The following is an 18,021-nucleotide window of genomic DNA, read 5'->3' as shown; positions in this document are numbered from 1 at the left end:
GGTCACTCTATCAGTCTACTTCTGGTCAGACATAGCCGTCAACTTCCGGTCTTTTTCGCTTAGCTAAAACACGATATGAAAGCGGGTGTTGTAAGCATGATATATGCTGCTTCAGCCCTGCAAAATACAAACATCGAAACCTGTGATATCGAACTACTTATTACTCCTGATGAAGAAATTGGCTCGCCAATTTCACGACAAGTTATAGAAAAAAGAGCCAAAAATGCACTAGCTGTATTTAATTTAGAATCTGGACGACCTGATGGCTCCGTTGTTACTTCACGTAGAGGGTCGTCCCATTTCAAATTTACAATTCAAGGAAAGGCATCTCATTCTGGTGTTGCTATTGAAAAAGGGATAAGCGCAGTGGATGAATTAGCATATAAAATAATTGAAATGAAGAAACTAAATAATAAGGAAAAAGGAATCACTTTGAATATAGGTAAAGTTAGTGGAGGAACGAATGGTAATGTTGTGGCAGCCGAAGCAATTGGAGCGATTCATGTTGGCTATTCTAAAAATGAAGACTTTAAAATATTAAAAGAAAAGCTAAATTCTATTGTATCAACAAGCTATATTTCAGGAACAAAGAACTGTTTAACAGGAGGAGAAGGTATTCTTCCAATGGAAAAACATGAGGGTGTTGAGGAGTTGTTTCAAATTGTAAAAGAAGCAGCTTTAAATCTCAACATAACTGTTGATGAGAAAAGTGAAAAGGGCGCTGCAGATGCCGGATTCGTCGCTTCTTTAGGGGTACCAATAGTTTGTGCTACGGGACCAATTGGAGGTGGATGGCATACTGAAGATGAGTATATGGAGATAGATAGTTATATTCCGAGAATGAAATTATTGGTGGATAGTATTGTATTAGCATCTAATAGGATGTCAAACACTCTCAATAGATAACTGGTATTTTGTCAAGAAAATGGAAAAATCAAATTACGAACATAAGAACTAGCGTGTTTCATTTACTGGCCACTTCATAACGCTGACGGGTAAAAACCAACCTATTGCGTTATGAAGTGGGGTAAACATATTTCAGGGGCAACGCGCTTTAGAAGGCCACTTCAAAAACAGCTTTGAATGTGTTTCCACTTTATTTGCCCCCAAATTTAGGTTTTCCTCAACAAACCCCTTATCTCATCAATCACCATATGCTGTTGCTCATCTGTCATGTTCGATCCAGATGGCAAGCATAATCCATCTCTAAACAAGTAATCCGAAACGCTATTTCCTTATTCATGGGGATAATATGTTGCACCCTCAAATAGTGGCTGCAAATGCATTGGTTTCCATACGGGACGTGCTTCTATATTTTACTGCCCTAATGCTTCAATTATTTCTGCCCGTAAAACACCTGCTAGTTCCTTATCGACGGTTAAAGCAGTCAGCCATCTGTTGGACTTGGTACCTTCCAATTCCGGCATAAATTCAAAACCAGGTTGATCAGCAAATGCTTCTTTGTATTTATCAAAAACTGTACGACGCTGTGCAACACGTTTATCCAAAACCTCCAACTGTCTGTGGCCAATACCGGCAACAATATTACTCATGCGGTAATTATAGCCAAGTTCACTATGCTGATAGTGAATGGCTGGATCCCGTGCCTGGGTTGCCAGAAATCTAGCTTTCTTTAATGCTTCCACATCATTGGATACTAGCGACCGCCACCTGAAGTGGTATTGATCTTATTTCCATTGAAGGAAAAGATTCCGTACTTTCCAAATGTGCCACTCGGTTTCCCTTTATAGGTACTTCCCAACGATTCTGCTGCATCCTCTATGACGGGAACACCATATTCACCACATATTTCAACAGTTCATCCATCTTGGCACTCTGCCCGTACAGATTTACAACAATCACCGCTTTTGGAAGCTTGGCATTCGCCTTAGCATCGCTTAAGCACGTTCCAATGCGCATAGGAACATAAGTTTTCACGTATCCATCTTTGTATCTATTAATATAGGTCTCGCGTTTTGATATAAAGTTGGGTTCGTATTTGCTATAAAAGTTAAGGATGAACAGTGTATCTTCAGGGCTTACTTCTGATTTGATGTAACTACAAAAACTGTTCTAATTCTGTATTTTTCAAATCCTGATAAACTTTATTAACTATATTACCATCCAATTTATTTTTCCAATCATCTACATCTTTTTGTCCTTTGAATACACTATATACATCTTCTTGTGTAATTTTAGTGGATTTTTCGATAAAATTTTTAGTTTGATTAGATAAATCCAGATTACAAAAATCATAAATTTCTTTGGATTTTTCTATTGGGTTTTCCACTAAATCTTCATATTTTATCAACATAACACGCTCTCCATATAATTGTTTCATCGTCAAAAATAGTTTTGTCGCTTCTTTCCACTTATGATAGCCATAATATTCCTCAGGCCTGAAACCATTTTTACTTTGGCCATACTCCCATTCCCTTTGAAAATCCCATTTCTGGCTATTAAATTCCCTAGGAGCCTTTTTCCATGACTTTAATGATCCACATGGATGTCTTACAATAAACAAAAATTTAATATCGTCTACGTCAGCTAATAAATGTGGAATTATGTAATGGTATCTAACCATTTTTGTAACAAGACATTCGGGGTTATTTGCTTTTTCTGTAAAGGTTGGGTGAATACCAGTTTCTTTTTGTTTAGATTGATCTAAAAATTCATCCGAGCTATTATATAGTTCATGATAAAAATCCAGGATATCCTGCTTAGTACTTTGTAAGTTGATGCGATCCTTAAAAGCATAAGAAAACAGTGGTTGAAATTTATACTTTACTGAAGGTGAGCTGTCCAATATTTGACCTAACCATGTAGTACCAGATCTAGGAACACCGTGTATTGATATAATCTGTTTAAAACTCATATTTCCCACTCCGATTTGATTGTGATTAAAATTCCCTATACTAGTGTGTACTCATCTAAGAATTTTCTTATTTGATGTTTTGAATTATGCATCAAAACATCAATAATTGATAAATTAGGTACAAAATCATTTTCTGTTTGCTCATAATGTATAGCATTTGATTTTAAGAAATCAATTTTTAAATCATAATTAGAAAAATAGTCTTTTGAATATAGGTCCGTGCCTCCGATAGCATTGATATAATGATTAGCTTCTAAAAGCCGGTTCATTTCGATTACGCGATCTTCCCTACTAAGATTATGACTTTTGTCAATGTTAGAGGATAAAACAATTGGAGTATTGATCTCCAAGTAATCGCAAATCAACTTTATGCTCCTGGTAATCACTGTTGCTATATTATCTGTGGCTTTAGCCTCTTCCAGAGTTGACTTAATGATAGTATACACTTGATCAAAATTATCCGCTTTCCCATAACTTTCTTTAACAGTTTTTAAAAACTTTGACTTTTCCTTATTAAAATTTTGCGAAAAGTATCTTTCGTTTATATTTGTGTCAAGTGAATCCTTCTTAACACTGAATGTGAATACATGGGGTTCATGGTTAACTAATATTTTGTTTCTATTAATCCATCCCCCTTTAATATATTGAACATCATCATATACAACAAATTTATCAACTGCATGTATCAATTGGAAATAGCCAATATAAGGAAATAGATAAGGTTGCATAATTGCTAGCTTCATTCATTTCACTCCTCAGAACTTCTATCCATCAAATCTCATAGTGCTTTTCAAAATACTTTCTATACTCCCCATCAATAATCTTTTCCCACCATTGTTTATTATCCAAATACCACTGGATAGTTTGCTCTATACCCGTATCGAAATCATATTTAGGTTGCCATCCTAAGTTTTCTAGCTTAGTCGGATTAATAGCATATCGTTTGTCATGTCCCAAACGATCTTTTACAAATTCAATTAAGTCCTCAGATTTATCCAATGTTTTAATAATCGTTTGAACAACTTCAAGATTCGTCTTTTCATTATGTCCACCAACATTATAAACTTCACCATCAACACCCTTATGCATAACAAGATCAATAGCGGAACAATGATCATCAACATGCAGCCAATCACGTATATTTTTTCCATCTCCGTATACTGGAACTTTTTCATCATTCAATACTCTTGAAATTGTGAGAGGTATTAACTTTTCAGGAAAATGATATGGCCCGTAATTATTTGAACACCTAGTAATATTTATAGGCAATCCATAGGTCTCGTGATAAGCACGTACTAATAAATCAGATGATGCTTTACTTGCACTATAGGGACTATTTGGTTGTAATGGTGTTTCTTCTGTAAAAAACGTACTAGGATCAAAATCAAGCTCTCCATATACTTCATCTGTTGATATATGCACAAATTTCTTCACATTAATTTCTTTGGAAGCATCTAATAACACTTGCGTACCTAATACATTTGATCGAATAAATATCTCTGAATCAGTAATCGATCGATCTACATGACTTTCTGCAGCAAAATGCACAACATAGTCAAACTTTTTTTCTTTAAACAGAGTAAGTATATTTTCACGATCAGCAATATCTGCTTTAATAAAATGATAGTTCTCTTTATCTTCAATCTCTTTGTGCTTTGTTAAGTCACCGGCATACGTTAATAAATCTAGATTGTAAATATCATAATCAGGATAATTATTAACCATATATTGAACAAAATTACCACCGATAAAACCCGCACCGCCTGTAATTAAAACATTCATCTAATTCTACCTTTCCTCAGTTTTGATAATTTCCATTAAGTATTGCCCATAGTCCGTTTTTAATAAAGGTTCTGCTAATTTCTTAACTTGTTCACCTGTAATATAACCTCTTCTATAAGCAATTTCTTCGACACAAGAAATATAGAGTCCTTGTCTTTTCTGAACAGCCTCTACAAAGTTAGATGCCTCTAATAATGACTCATGTGTTCCTGTATCTAGCCAAGCTAAACCACGTCCAGTTATCTGGACTTTAAGTTTACCTTCGTTCATATAACGCTCAATAATGGATGTAATTTCTAATTCTCCACGATCAGAAGGCTTTACCTGTTTTGCATAATCAACGACATTTTCATCAAAAAAATAGAGTCCCGGAATTGCGTAAGAAGACTTCGGATGTTCCGGTTTTTCCTCAACCGATATCGCATTTCTGTGGTCATCAATTTCAACCACCCCGTAACGTCTTGGATCCTTAACAAAACAACCAAGTATTAAGCCTCCTTCTTCTAATTTAGATACGCGTTGCATGACATTACCAAAATTAGATCCGTAGAAAATATTATCTCCAAGTACCAACGCAACAGAAGAACCATTTATAAATTCTTCCCCAACAATAAATGCATCAGATAATCCTTTGGGTTCTTCTTGAATTTTATATTGAATGTCTAACCCTATGTGGGTACCATCTCCAAATAATTCTTGAAACATCCTCATATCTCTTGGAGTTGAAATAATGAGAATTTCCCTTATGCCTGCTAGCATTAAGACAGATAAAGGATAATAAATCATTGGCTTATCATAAACTGGTAGCATCTGTTTAGATGTGGCTTGAGTCAATGGATATAATCTTGTGCCTGAACCACCTGCTAATATTATTCCTTTCATATCTATTCCTCCCTTGAAAGAGCTAAAATAGCATCACACTCTGTATTATCACTATTCAAAATAATGTCACAGATCTTATCAACATCTTTCAAATCCAAATCGGCATAAAGTGGTAATGTAAGAACCCTTTCCGCTATATCCTTTGCTACTGGTGTCTTATTGATATCATACTTATCTCCATGGTATTCAAAACTATTAGTAAGAGGATAAAAATATTTACGAGAGTATATATTTTTAGTCTTCAGCCTCTCAAATACTTCATCCCGGGAAAAACGGAATCCATCAAATACTACAGGAAAGTAAGCATAGTTACTTTCTACACCTAATCGGGGTTTACATAACCTGATTCCGTTAACGTTACCCAATCTTTCGAAATACCTGTCGACTACAGCTTTTCTTTTTTGAATATCCCCATCTATATTTCGTAAATTACATATTCCCATAGCAGCCTGAAACTCATTCATTTTAGCATTTCCACCGGCATACTCAACACTTTCTGGGCCTGTAATACCATGGTTCTTTAAGATGTTTAATTTTTTCACTAACTCTTCATTCTTAGTTATTATTGCTCCACCTTCAATGGTATTAAAAACTTTCGTTGCATGAAAGCTGAACATAGAAGCATCCCCACAGTTGGCTACTCCCATACCATTAACAGTTACTCCAAATGCATGTGCAGCATCATATATAACTTTAAGATTATATTTCTTGGCAATTCGTTCAATTTCATCAACATCACAAATGTTCCCATAAACATGTACAGGAACGATAGCGGTCGTTTGATCGGTAATTAATCTCTCTATACTATCAGTACTTATTGTGTAGTCATAAGGGTTAATATCACAAAAGACAGGCTTCAGACCATTCCTAATAATTGCATTTGTAGTGGAGGCAAAAGTAAATGGCGTTGTAATCACCTCACCTGTGAGATTAAAAGCCTCTATGGTATACTCCAATGCAAGATGCCCATTCGTAAAAAGGGAGGCTTTTTCAGCATCCAAATACTTGGACAATTGGCCTTCTAACTTTTTATGTTTCACACCGTTATTAGTTAACCATTGGCTGTCCCACAGGTCTTTAATTTCTTCCATATATTCTTGAATGTCGGGCATAGATGATTTTGTTACTTGTATAGGTTCCATGTTATTCTCCTTACAATTAAGGTTAGTTCAATTAATCACAGGGGGCTTTTCTTCATTTAAACAATTTATTCTTTAATGCCCCTTATTACTTTCAGTTAAAAAACTCCATGTTCACCAATTTATCGGTTCAATAAAATTAAACAATTTTTGGTTTGGTTTATCGAAAAATCCCTCAAGAAATTCCAGTAAATCCTTATCAATTTTTTCATCATACTTTCTGTTATGCTTTTTTTCAGTATTAACATTTGACCAATCATAATCTGACAAGCCCAAAAAGTTTAATATATTATTCAGTGTTTTATCAGTACTTTGTGATAAATCTTTTGATCCAAGTATCATTAACTGATCTTTATTAAAATATTTTAAATAAGATCTTATTTGTTCATAATATAGCCCCCTTCTTAATAATGATGGTTCTACGGGGCCATTTTCTTCAATAAGTTTTAGCTCTATCGAGAGACACTCTCGTAACGATGGAAATTCGGTTCTATCTTTAAAAAAATAGGTAAAGAGAGGGTTCTCTTTTCCATCTGGTGTTTTTTCATGAAAGTAATGAAACTTTTTATCATAAAAATGATCTTTATACATATTCCATGCTGAATAAGTTCTTTCTACCGGGTTTCTAAGGATCAAGATCAGTTTTATATCTGGGTACATATTTTTAATTTCCTTAGCAGCATTTTCATAGTAAATATATTCAGGGGTTGCTTCAAAATGCAACAAGTTTTTCCTTAATGATTTAAAATGTGTTTCATACCATTTTTGATTATATCCAAAATCTATTTTTTTATGAAAATAACGTATTTCTTTTGGTTGGGAACCGACAATCATGGGATGCTGATTAAGATAATAATGTAAGGCTGTTGTTCCAGATTTCTGTTCACCAATAATCATAAAATTCGGATGTCTGCTTGGTTTAAACCATCTTGCTCTTCTTTTTAAAAAACTTTTATATCTAACTAAATTCATACCATACCATACCCTTTACTAGTTATTTCAATAGGATCAGAACTAATAATTTTCCTTATCCTTGTTTACTAAATAAGTTAATTGTATTTTTTAATTCCCACTTATTTATTAGTAAACTAATTAATAAATAGGCGCCTAAACCTAATACAACTTGTAATATTAGGTTCGTAATACTGTTTATATCTATAGTCAACCTTGTTAAGTTCACGATAATAAATAATATTGAACTCGACACCATAATTTTCGAAAGATGAAATAATTGTCTAGACATTCTGTATTCGATATATTTACTAGCATAGTAACAGTGTAATAGTATTGCAATAAAAGACATTAATATAGCTGCAATTATTATTCCTATTATGGTATCATTAATCTTTATAATTAAACCTAGCAGCAAAAATAATACAATTATTTTTATAATAGATAACATGAAAACTATATCCGTTCTGCCTTTAACTTTTAATACATTTAAGTTTAGAGCTTGAATTGGGTATAATAACCCAACTATGCATAATAATTGAAAATAAGGTACAGATGGTTCCCAAAGTTCTCCCAATAACATTGGAATTACAATAGGAGCTACTGCAGCCAATATTGTTATTATTGGAAAATAAACAAAAGCTGTGCACCTTATTAGTCTTATATAATTTACCGACAACCTTTTATTATCATCTTTAAACCTACTCAAAACGGGATAAGTAACTTTCTGAATAGCCTGTGATATGGATTGTGCTGATACATCTCTGAGTTTGGTTGCATTTGTAAAATAACCTAACTGTGTAACAGGATACATTTTACCTATTATTACAAAATATATGTTTTTTTGAATAGTACTTATTAACCCAGAAAACAATAACTTATAACCGAAGTTAAAATATTGTTTAAACAGAGTAAAGTTAAAGGTGAATGATGGAACCCAACGATTGCTTACTATTAATAATATTGCTTCCATAGACTGCATGGTTACCTGTTGAGCAACTAAACTCCAAACTCCTGCCCCCATTAATGCCATAATTACTGCAATAGTTCCAGATGTGATTCCAGCAATTATGCTTATTTTTGTTTGTGTTTTAAAATCAACCTTCCTTATTAAAATCACACGTTGTATTACTGCAAATGCATTGATAATGACAACAACCATAATAACCCTTAATATTTCCACTAATTTAGGTTCCTTAAAGAAGTCAGCAATTATTGGGGCAGATAAGTACATAATAATGTACACAACAATTGAAATAACTAGATTAAAATAAAATACCGTAGAATAATCTTCTGTCCCGGGATTCTTTTCACGAATTAACGCTTGATCTAAACCACTTTGCACAAATATAGCAGAAATTGCAATGAATATTGTTATCATACCAATTAAACCAAAATGTTCGGGTAATAATAATCTTGCCAATACAATTTGAACGAGTAATTGAATACCCTGTTTAGAAACCAGTTCTGTGAAACTCCAAAAGAGACCAAGTAAAGTTTTAGATTTTAGTTGATTATTATTTGACATATTTTACACCAATTCTTAACTTAAAATTTAGTCCTCAAATATTTTTTTCCAAGCAGCCTTAGCTTTTTCGACATTATATCTGGATGAAGCTTTTTCTATATTATGACTTTGCTTTTTCTCATCTAGTTCATTTAACCAATTAAGGTCTATATCATCCAATTGCCTTACTGAGGATACATAATACTTTTTGTTTAATTCTTCCCACATTGTAGTACCTTCTTTTACAAAGATTTTCTTACCAAGATACAATAATAAATATATATTTCCCATAGCTTGTTGTCTGTCGTTGTTAAATATACCTGCATCCATAGTATTTAAAAATTTAATATAATCAGTTTTATTCATAAACTTAGTTAATGGAACAAGCTTTTCTCCAAAAATCTCTTCTCCTTTAGATATAACTTTATCAGCATATGCTTCATCACCATACGAAAGTGGAACAAATAATCTAATATGCTTTTCCTTAAACTTTGATAGTTTATCAAAGATCTCTTCATGATTATTGGACTCTGTTGCCGAATTCCCTATTAAAAGTTTAATTTCATCATCATTATTTTCTTTAGAAGTGTTGAAGTCTACTAAATTTATAACTTCCAAATTATTAACATAAACCGCATTATATCTATATCTTGCCTTTGTATTATACCACCGCTGTGCTAACTTAAAATCTCCTTCAACAATAGGTAATAACTCGCTCATATTCTTTATAACAAACCTTCTAACAAACTCTCCCCCCTTTTGTTTAAAAGTGACTTTAGATTCTCTATATTTATAAAGGTCCCCTCCCCAAACTATCCAATAACATTTTTTTAATAACCAAGGTTGAAGAAATAACAAAAATATAATTTTACTGTTAAAAAGTCCATGCAAAAAAATTCTTTCGGCTTTATACATAAAATTAATAAGCACTAACAAACTTGAAAAACTTTTGTATATATAATGAATGTTTTTATGCCTACTTTTAAACACTTTATCTTTATTGGATGTTATTACGGCAAACAAATGAGAATCTGGGTTAAAATACTTATTTATAAAATTTATATAAGGTTCTATAAATTTATCCATATTTTGTATGTGGAGATTTTTCAATCTAAAACTTCCTTTTTGTTCGTGATATATTTAATAATGCATAACCATAAAAAATCTACTAGCCAAGAATCCCTAAACTATTCTAATTAAAGAACAAGGAAAAAGTTTACCATTTAGATTATAGCAGACCAATTGATGTTTTAGTATTCGAGACATTCTCTATTTCTGAATGATTCATAAACCACACGTAGACTCTAACAAAAAAGCAATATATTTCTTTTATTTGACTTTGTGCTTAATAAACTATAATGAGATAAATTTCATTTCTGAGTCCTAAAAATTAAAAAATCAATCCCTACTAAACAAATCACGTGTATAAACCTTTTCCTCAACATCTTTCAATTCACTTGTCATTCGGTTGGCAACAATAATATCCGATATGTTCTTAAATTTTTCAAAGTCATTCACAACTCGGGAGTTATAAAAAGTTTCTTCCGTGAGTACTGGCTCGTAAACAACGACTTCAATACCTTTTGCCTTAATACGCTTCATAACCCCCTGTACAGCTGATTGCCTGAAGTTGTCAGAGTTTGTCTTCATCGTCAAGCGATATATCCCGACAACATCTGGCTTCCTCTCAAGAACCATATTCGCAATGTGATCTTTCCGCGTCCGATTCGCATCCACTATCGCCTGCATAATATTATTCGGTACATCCTTATAGTTAGCAAGCAACTGTTTGGTGTCTTTTGGAAGGCAGTAGCCGCCATAGCCAAAAGAAGGATTATTATAATGGCCTCCGATACGTGGATCTAGTGCTACACCATCAATAATGTGTTTGGTGTCAAGGCCCCGCACTTCTGCATAAGAATCTAGTTCATTGAAGAATGATACGCGCATAGCCAGATATGTATTGGCATACAACTTAATAGCCTCGGCTTCGGTTGAATTGGTGAACAATACATCGATATTTTCCTTCACGGCACCCTGCACCAGCAGGTTGGCAAATATTTGACCACGTTTGGACTGCTCGCCAATGATAATACGTGACGGATACAAGTTATCGTATAATGCCTGGCCTTCCCGTAAAAATTCGGGGGAAAAAATAATGTTATCAGTATGAAGTTTGCTGCTAACTTCTTTCGTGTAGCCGACCGGAATAGTGGATTTAATCACCATAACAGCTTCTGGGTTAATATCCATAACCTGACCAATTACCGTTTCAACTGTCGATGTGTCAAAATAATTCTGATCCGGATCATAGTTCGTCGGTGTTGCAATGATAATATAATCAGCGTCTACAAAAGCTTCTTCACTACTTGTGGTAGCGGTTAGGTTCAAATCCTTATCCTCAAGGAAATTCTCTATTTCGTTATCTGTAATCGGTGACTGCTTTTGATTGATAATGTTTACTTTCTCCTGAAGGATGTCAAATGCGACAACATTGTTGTGCTGGGCAAGCAGGACGGCATTGGACAAACCGACATAACCTGTTCCTGCGACTGCAATTTTCATGGTTTGGTTTCCTCCTGTTTCTCTTGTGTGATGTTAGGTTTATGTTTGTGATTTCCGATTCTTTACTTCCTCTTGCATTGGACACACTTTCAAATACTCTTTAAATTAGATGAATTACATAAAAAATTGTAATAAACATACTACTGTTGATTAACAATTACGGTTATCTTAGGATAAACATCTTTTCTGTGGATGGTATTCTAAAAAAGTAAGACAGCAACCGAATGAAACTTATGTAGTCAATTATATCTTCAAAATAAATCGCTTAAACACTTTAAAGTACCGGAAAAATCAGAACCTAAGACACCAAAATCACATTATTGGTAGCACTTGATGAAGGACATCTTCTGTCCCATGGTCGAAAAAGGCGATTTCCACAAAGAATGCAAAGAACTATAATTTCTTCTCGCTTCTTTATCATTGTAATAAATACACTTTATTCCAGCAAAAACAAGGCAATTTGCCAATTAAATCGGATTTTTTCACGCTATATCAGACTGAAATCTGATACAAAGTGCAAATTCGCACCCATTTATTTATAATTTGATGGCTTGACTTTGAGCCCGTTATAGTAAAAGGAGTAAACGGGAAAACATTGATTTTACAAGGCCTATAGCCTACCCTCATCCCCATTTTTTCAAGTAAATCAATTTCTTGGACTTGGACTTTTACAAGTATTTTTCAATATGGAATACGATGCTAATTTGAAAGCGAAATAATGTGGATATTTACATTATTACTCTTTTAATCCTTAATAAAATATAAACTAATAAATAAGTTGCAGAAATACTGTACTTAAATATTCTTCCGATACAAATCTTAATTTTAATATTGGTAATCAGATGTTTATATTTCTGACTAGATGATAATTTAAAAATACCAGATTCTTTCCATTTCGGAGTATTCACATCTAAATATTTTTTTATTTTTAAATAGTCAGCACGTATTTCTTTAATATTACTTTCTGAATGATTAAATAATTTCGCAAAGAGTAAAGTGTTAATTAAAATTATTTCTAATTCACCTTCTGTAAATATTCCTTGATTAGAATAATTTACTAAATAGTCACAAGCAATATATATATCATCGTTCTTACTTGAGTCTTTACTGATATTATTCAAGTGATTAGAGTCATAATTATATAGGGAGCTTTTTATAGACCCAATTCTTTGAGCTTTTTTTAACAATACAGGAATGGTAGCATGATCTTGAAATCTGATTTTTTTATTAGGAAAATTAACACCTTCAAATATTTTTCTTTTAATAATTTTATTCCAAGGATAGTGTTTTGTTAACAATAGCTCATTAAAATCTTCCGTATTAAATACAGTATTTATGCTTTTTTTTGTTCCACCATTTAAAATCCAATTATAATTAATAAATAAAATATCGTAATTATTCTTTGATATTGAGGATTTAATCATACTGCTTGCATTCTCTTCTATATAATCATCAGAATCTATAAACCATAAATAGTCGGTATTGCATTGATTCAGACCATAATTCCTTGCGATACCAGACCCTGAGTTTTTTTGATTAAGAATTATGAAATTCAGTTTCTCACTGTAATTGTGTAATAAATAATCATAAGTATTGTCATTGCTTCCATCATCAACAATAATGACTCTATCATTAACATCTAATTGTCCTTCAATTGATTTAATGCACCTTTTTAGTAAATGTAAATTGTTAAAAGTTGGAATTATATAGGATAAACTAATCATTGCCAACACCCTCTAGTAAATTTGTGGAATTTCTTATTTATTCAAGCGTTTATTTCTAAAATTTCCTTTCCATTGCATAATAATGGTTTTATCCATTATCTAACGATCTAATTGATTCCCTTATTTTAATTACTAGGAAAACAGGAAAATAATTATTAAAATAGTTCTAAATAAATTTTCACCTAATCCATGATTTTATTTGAATGTCATTTTCCCCTAACCTCTGCTAAAAATCTGCATCCTCTATTATTAACTATTAGACAATATTTTTTTTAAGGTATTATAGTCCCCTAGTGAATCACTTGTATATAACTGTTCTAAATTAAACTTTTTTAAAATATCCATTGCCTGATTCTTTTCCTCATTTGAATATTTGCCTTCCCAACTTGTAATCATGCTTTGCCCTGTAAATAAGGAACTTTCCGTTCTTGCCACGGGTGAAGGGGTTTTTAATATTCGGAATATCTCATCATTAAATTCTTTGTTTAAATAGTTAAATAATCGTTCGAATTCTTTTTTGGGGCTGAAAATTAAATTTTCATAAAACGTAAAATGTATATCATTCAATTGAAATTGATTTAATGGAACATAATTTTCTATACACCACATAACTATATGCTTTTGAAACTTTGTACCTTTCTCATTTATAAATTTTATATAATCCTTTTGATCAAATAAATGATTTGCGATTAACTCATTTTGGGATAAATACAAATCAAGGTGCGTATCCCAATTTAGTTTCATTTTTGAATAAGTTACTGCAAGGGGATGTCTAATTACAAACACAATTGGAATTTCAGTGAAATGGTTATATATATAATACGCCATTAAATTTGCTCGGATATCTTTTATTAATATTTCTTTGCTATTTATTCTTCTATTAAAAGAGTTGACCCAAACATTATTCACTTTACCATGAATGATATCACTAATTATCTTGTAAGCATTAGAATCAGAATTGTCATAATTAAGGTAATGCAAGTAATTAAAATGTTTTTTCAGCGTATTAGATGTCCTGGTATTAAAAGGCTCAAACACGTATCGATAGTCATTTCTATAATTAATTATATTTGAAATCCATGTTGTTCCACTTCTTCCCGATCCAAGTAGCAAAATTACATTTTCATACTTATACCTTTTCAATTCAAAAATGAATGTATGATTTATAGCTTTGGATTTATTAAATATTTTATTTTTTATACTTCTATAACTACCCATGATACCAATCCCTTTAATAAAGTTTTATAATTTAAAAATTATTGTAGAAGAAAAGAAGTTGTACTAATTTAAAATAGCTAAAATACCATGATTTACAAGTAAATTTGGTTATTGTTCATCCCACAAATTTACTGCTTTAAACTACAAATCCGTATCTCTATGTTTATTTACTAAAAAAAGTTTTATAGGGTAATACTTCGCTAAGGTTTTGATTAAGGAATAAAAGCATACCTAGTAACGAGATACAAATAAGTCCAAAGTATGTTATAAACCTTAAGTTCTTATCCTTAACAATTTTAACCAGGTCAGGCAAAACCAAAATAGAAAATATGGTGAAATAACTTGCTATTCTCATAAATATTAATGATTGAGTTGCTAACAATGAGACACCTGTACCAATTAGTATAATAAACATATAATATTCATTTTTGCTATTTTCATATATCAGTTTTCTTTTAAATGTATATAACACTATCGTAATTAAAAGGTATAATATAAGAAAGATATAATTTGCCCCTTCTTCTGTAAATCTCGTATCTAAATAGAAGGAGTATTGATCCGGAATAATATATATTAAAATTCTGTTATAAAATATCAATATAAGCATAAAACCCAATATAACCATAAACCTAATTTTAATAGTAAAATGCTTAAATCGGGTCAAAGGCATAAATATAAGAGTTACTATTGAAGAAAAATGAAACATCATTGCAACAAAAACTGAAAAAACATAAAACTTTACTTTAGCCTTAAACAAGTATTGAACTGAATAAAATATAATACTTATTGCTATATATTGTCTAATCGCATTTAATGAATTGAAATAAAATCCTAACCCGAAAAGCATTAATATACTTAATTCAGGGTAAGAAGACCTTTTATAAATAGTATAGAAAATAAAAAAAGTAATTATAAACGACGTTAATACAATGAAAAACTGCCCTTCATGGGTGAAAATTTTAATTAAATGAACCAAAATCCACATACCATATTCATTGTTTTTAACTTCAATAGAATCAAGCCTATTTATATACGAGTAATAATTCAAAAAATCTGTACCTACATTAAATCTCACTGCAGCTGTTATCCATAATATTAAAAAAGAAAAGATGGCAAGCAAGTTTCCCATAAATCGATTCTTTTTATAAATAACCCGAGACAATAAGATAAATATGCTTGATAAAATAGCTGTAAAAAAATATATATACATAGGTCTTCTCCTGAACATTAACTATTTACAAATTAATGTATAAATTGACTTGAATAATTCAAATAAAAATTGATAATACAGTTGCAATTACTATAAAGATCATTTTATGGACTCATTCTTAATAGCTTTTAAAACCCTTTGTGGAATAAGTCCGACTATCAACGGTTTTAATACATATGGCCATCCTTTGGGCAACAACCCTAAAGATTTAAATCCTTTTGCTCTGACTTTAGCTTCGTCAAAGCGGTATTTATATTTTCTTCGGCTAAATGCTTCGTGATTTTCGCGGATTTTAAGAAGTGACTCCTGAATATTGTAACCCTTCATATTCATCGAATATAGTCTCATAAACAGTTCATAATCCTCACATCGTAATGTTTCTTTATCTACACGATAACCATTTAAAGTCAATATTGCACTCTTTCTTATTATTATAGAAGGATGAATAAAAGGGGGACCAAAAAGAAAACTTTCTGTGTTAGGTAGTTTCATCATTTGTCTTCTACCCCAGTCACCTTTTTCATCAAACAAAATAATACTGGATCCTACTAGCGCATACTCTGGATTATTATCTAAGAAGTCGATTTGTTTTTCGAATCTGTCCAAGGTTGAAATATCGTCTGCATCCATTCTTGCAATATATTCACCGGTTGCTATTTCGATACAAGTGTTCAATGCCTTTGCAAGTCCTTTATTTGTTTGACTTCTAAGAATTTTTACCCTATCATCTTGTTCCGTTATTTTTGTTATTAAATCAAATGTCCCGTCTGTAGACCCATCATCACATATTATAAATTCAAAATCTGTAAAGGTCTGATTAAGTATTGAGCCAATAGAATCTTTAAGCTTTTTTTCATTGTTAGTATTATAAATCCCCATTATAACTGATAACCGTGGCATTTTATATTCACTCCAAATTTATTCTGATCCCACTAAGTATTTTTTTCAACGGTCATGTGCTTTAAATAAATTCTTTTCATCTCTTCCATTACATTATCGAGGGAGTACTTGTCTATGAGGTCTAAACTGGAGTTTCCAAGTTTTATTCTCTGTTCATCAGAGATCAGTAATTCCGCTATAGCATTACTGAACTTATTGACATCGTTATCTCCAACGAAACCGTTCACCCCATTAACTACCAAATCACGATTCCCCCTTGAATTGGTGACAACAAGTGGTAATCCAGTTGCCATAGCCTCCATTACATTAACTGGTAACCCCTCTTGTATGGATGATGACACTGCCAAATCAGATAATGTCATCAATTCCACAATGTCCGTACGATAACCTAAAAAATTTACAATTTCACTTACTTTTAAATTATCGACTTGCTTCTTATATTTTTTTTCTAAAGAACCGCTTCCTACCAAAAGTAATTTTATATTTGGTATTCTACCCTTTAATATACTCATTGTTTCTATAAGTAAACTTTGGTTCTTTCTGTGACTTAACTCTCCTACATATATTAATATAAAGTCACTTTCTTTAAATCCGTATTCCTTTCTTAAATATTTTTTTGCTTTTTCCGTTTGTGGTATAAACTTTTCTTTATTAATTCCTATTCCATTCACATGATATACCTCAGTTGACGTCCTTAATGTAATCTTTTTCCCATTCCCGAAGTCTTCACCATTCATTGTAATTAAAGCATCGGTCCATCGGGAAAGATATTTTTCTATCGAATAAAAAATTAACCAATCCTTTAATGGAGCCCCTTTAAAAAAATGAAAACCATGTACTGTGTATATGACAGATGTACTTTTGTGTTGCCTTGCGCTTCTTGCTGCTAATCTCGTTAAAGCCCCGCCTACGGGTGTATGACAATGGATTAGATCAAACTCATTAAAATCAATAATATTTTTCAAACGTTTATATGCTCGAAAGTTATTAAGTTTAAATGGCGAGCGCTCAAATGGGATATCATAATAGTAATCACAATAAGGAATAACACATTCTTCCGGGTTCTCATAATCGTTCCTGGCGCAGACATAGGTTTCATAGCCATTCTCTTTAAACCATTTAAGATATGGAATATGAAAAACCATAATGTGCTTTTTTACCACCGTAGCTACAAATAAAACTTTCTTCTTCATTATCTCTTCCCCAAACGTTCAGTTTCAACTGTTTATCAAATTAGTCTTTACCCAGTGTATTACTCAATATTAAGC

15 protein-coding genes and 1 pseudogene are annotated in these 18,021 nt (G+C 32.0%); 1 reads left to right on the top strand and 15 read right to left on the bottom strand.

The window, feature by feature from the left end:
- Positions 1-75 precede the first annotated feature (75 nt).
- Complete coding sequence (locus ABD010_RS12400; RefSeq protein WP_343813517.1) at positions 76-906, top strand: M20/M25/M40 family metallo-hydrolase; 831 nt, start codon at positions 76-78, stop codon at positions 904-906.
- Between the two features lie 206 nt (positions 907-1,112).
- Here ABD010_RS12400 and ABD010_RS12395 read toward each other — a convergent pair.
- The 15 genes and pseudogenes from ABD010_RS12395 to ABD010_RS12325 form a co-directional block, all read right to left on the bottom strand.
- Positions 1,113-2,030, bottom strand: a pseudogene (locus tag ABD010_RS12395) (DegT/DnrJ/EryC1/StrS family aminotransferase); the annotation flags it as partial.
- Positions 2,031-2,059: 29 nt separating this feature from the next.
- A complete protein-coding gene (locus tag ABD010_RS12390) occupies positions 2,060-2,875 on the bottom strand; it encodes a sulfotransferase family protein (RefSeq protein ID WP_343813516.1) in 816 nt (271 codons plus the stop codon).
- A gap of 35 nt (positions 2,876-2,910) precedes the next feature.
- The gene (locus tag ABD010_RS12385) at positions 2,911-3,618 is read right to left on the bottom strand and encodes a WbqC family protein (RefSeq protein WP_343813514.1); all 708 of its coding nucleotides are present in this window, start codon (positions 3,616-3,618) and stop codon (positions 2,911-2,913) included.
- Positions 3,619-3,646: 28 nt separating this feature from the next.
- Positions 3,647-4,657, bottom strand: coding sequence for a dTDP-glucose 4,6-dehydratase (gene rfbB, locus ABD010_RS12380; RefSeq protein WP_343813512.1), 1,011 nt, complete (start codon positions 4,655-4,657; stop codon positions 3,647-3,649).
- 6 nt (positions 4,658-4,663) lie between these two features.
- Positions 4,664-5,539, bottom strand: coding sequence for a glucose-1-phosphate thymidylyltransferase RfbA (rfbA, locus tag ABD010_RS12375; RefSeq protein WP_343813510.1), 876 nt, complete (start codon positions 5,537-5,539; stop codon positions 4,664-4,666).
- 2 nt (positions 5,540-5,541) lie between these two features.
- Positions 5,542-6,681, bottom strand: coding sequence for a DegT/DnrJ/EryC1/StrS family aminotransferase (locus ABD010_RS12370; RefSeq protein WP_343813508.1), 1,140 nt, complete (start codon positions 6,679-6,681; stop codon positions 5,542-5,544).
- A 111-nt stretch (positions 6,682-6,792) separates the two neighbouring features.
- A complete protein-coding gene (locus tag ABD010_RS12365) occupies positions 6,793-7,650 on the bottom strand; it encodes a sulfotransferase family protein (RefSeq protein ID WP_343813506.1) in 858 nt (285 codons plus the stop codon).
- Positions 7,651-7,705: 55 nt separating this feature from the next.
- A complete protein-coding gene (locus ABD010_RS12360) occupies positions 7,706-9,157 on the bottom strand; it encodes a lipopolysaccharide biosynthesis protein (RefSeq protein ID WP_343813504.1) in 1,452 nt (483 codons plus the stop codon).
- Positions 9,158-9,184: 27 nt separating this feature from the next.
- Positions 9,185-10,246: a TDP-N-acetylfucosamine:lipid II N-acetylfucosaminyltransferase family protein gene (locus tag ABD010_RS12355; RefSeq protein WP_343813501.1), complete on the bottom strand. Its 1,062-nt coding sequence runs from the start codon at positions 10,244-10,246 to the stop codon at positions 9,185-9,187.
- Between the two features lie 288 nt (positions 10,247-10,534).
- A complete protein-coding gene (locus ABD010_RS12350) occupies positions 10,535-11,701 on the bottom strand; it encodes a nucleotide sugar dehydrogenase (RefSeq protein ID WP_343813498.1) in 1,167 nt (388 codons plus the stop codon).
- 728 nt (positions 11,702-12,429) lie between these two features.
- Positions 12,430-13,425, bottom strand: a complete 996-nt coding sequence (locus ABD010_RS12345; protein ID WP_343813496.1) for a glycosyltransferase family 2 protein — start codon at positions 13,423-13,425, stop codon at positions 12,430-12,432.
- 249 nt (positions 13,426-13,674) lie between these two features.
- Positions 13,675-14,643, bottom strand: a complete 969-nt coding sequence (locus tag ABD010_RS12340) for a sulfotransferase domain-containing protein (protein WP_343813493.1) — start codon at positions 14,641-14,643, stop codon at positions 13,675-13,677.
- 163 nt (positions 14,644-14,806) lie between these two features.
- On the bottom strand, positions 14,807-15,853 hold the full coding sequence (locus ABD010_RS12335; protein ID WP_343813491.1) for an EpsG family protein: 1,047 nt from the start codon (positions 15,851-15,853) through the stop codon (positions 14,807-14,809).
- Positions 15,854-15,952: 99 nt separating this feature from the next.
- The gene (locus ABD010_RS12330) at positions 15,953-16,753 is read right to left on the bottom strand and encodes a glycosyltransferase family 2 protein (protein ID WP_343813489.1); all 801 of its coding nucleotides are present in this window, start codon (positions 16,751-16,753) and stop codon (positions 15,953-15,955) included.
- Between the two features lie 32 nt (positions 16,754-16,785).
- Positions 16,786-17,946 (bottom strand): glycosyltransferase family 4 protein, encoded by a 1,161-nt coding sequence (locus ABD010_RS12325; RefSeq protein WP_343813487.1) that lies wholly within the window; start codon positions 17,944-17,946, stop codon positions 16,786-16,788.
- Positions 17,947-18,021: the final 75 nt, after the last annotated feature.

This window comes from Virgibacillus siamensis, assembly GCF_039522605.1.
GTDB classification, from domain to species: Bacteria; Bacillota; Bacilli; order Bacillales; family Amphibacillaceae; genus Lentibacillus; species Lentibacillus siamensis.
This window is presented reverse-complemented; position numbering and strand designations above follow the sequence as displayed.

Bases quoted from the DNA above. Each gene is read 5' to 3' on its own strand.
- ABD010_RS12350 (WP_343813498.1), bottom strand. From the start codon at position 11,701: ATGAAAATTGCAGTCGCAGGAACAGGTTATGTCGGTTTGTCCAATGCC.
- ABD010_RS12330 (WP_343813489.1), bottom strand. From the start codon at position 16,753: ATGCCACGGTTATCAGTTATAATGGGGATTTATAATACTAACAATGAA.
- ABD010_RS12385 (WP_343813514.1), bottom strand. From the start codon at position 3,618: ATGAAGCTAGCAATTATGCAACCTTATCTATTTCCTTATATTGGCTAT.
- ABD010_RS12325 (WP_343813487.1), bottom strand. From the start codon at position 17,946: ATGAAGAAGAAAGTTTTATTTGTAGCTACGGTGGTAAAAAAGCACATT.
- ABD010_RS12390 (WP_343813516.1), bottom strand. From the start codon at position 2,875: ATGAGTTTTAAACAGATTATATCAATACACGGTGTTCCTAGATCTGGT.
- ABD010_RS12340 (WP_343813493.1), bottom strand. From the start codon at position 14,643: ATGGGTAGTTATAGAAGTATAAAAAATAAAATATTTAATAAATCCAAA.
- rfbA (WP_343813510.1), bottom strand. From the start codon at position 5,539: ATGAAAGGAATAATATTAGCAGGTGGTTCAGGCACAAGATTATATCCA.
- ABD010_RS12365 (WP_343813506.1), bottom strand. From the start codon at position 7,650: ATGAATTTAGTTAGATATAAAAGTTTTTTAAAAAGAAGAGCAAGATGG.
- ABD010_RS12335 (WP_343813491.1), bottom strand. From the start codon at position 15,853: ATGTATATATATTTTTTTACAGCTATTTTATCAAGCATATTTATCTTA.
- rfbB (WP_343813512.1), bottom strand. From the start codon at position 4,657: ATGAATGTTTTAATTACAGGCGGTGCGGGTTTTATCGGTGGTAATTTT.
- ABD010_RS12360 (WP_343813504.1), bottom strand. From the start codon at position 9,157: ATGTCAAATAATAATCAACTAAAATCTAAAACTTTACTTGGTCTCTTT.
- ABD010_RS12370 (WP_343813508.1), bottom strand. From the start codon at position 6,681: ATGGAACCTATACAAGTAACAAAATCATCTATGCCCGACATTCAAGAA.
- ABD010_RS12400 (WP_343813517.1), top strand. From the start codon at position 76: ATGAAAGCGGGTGTTGTAAGCATGATATATGCTGCTTCAGCCCTGCAA.
- ABD010_RS12345 (WP_343813496.1), bottom strand. From the start codon at position 13,425: ATGATTAGTTTATCCTATATAATTCCAACTTTTAACAATTTACATTTA.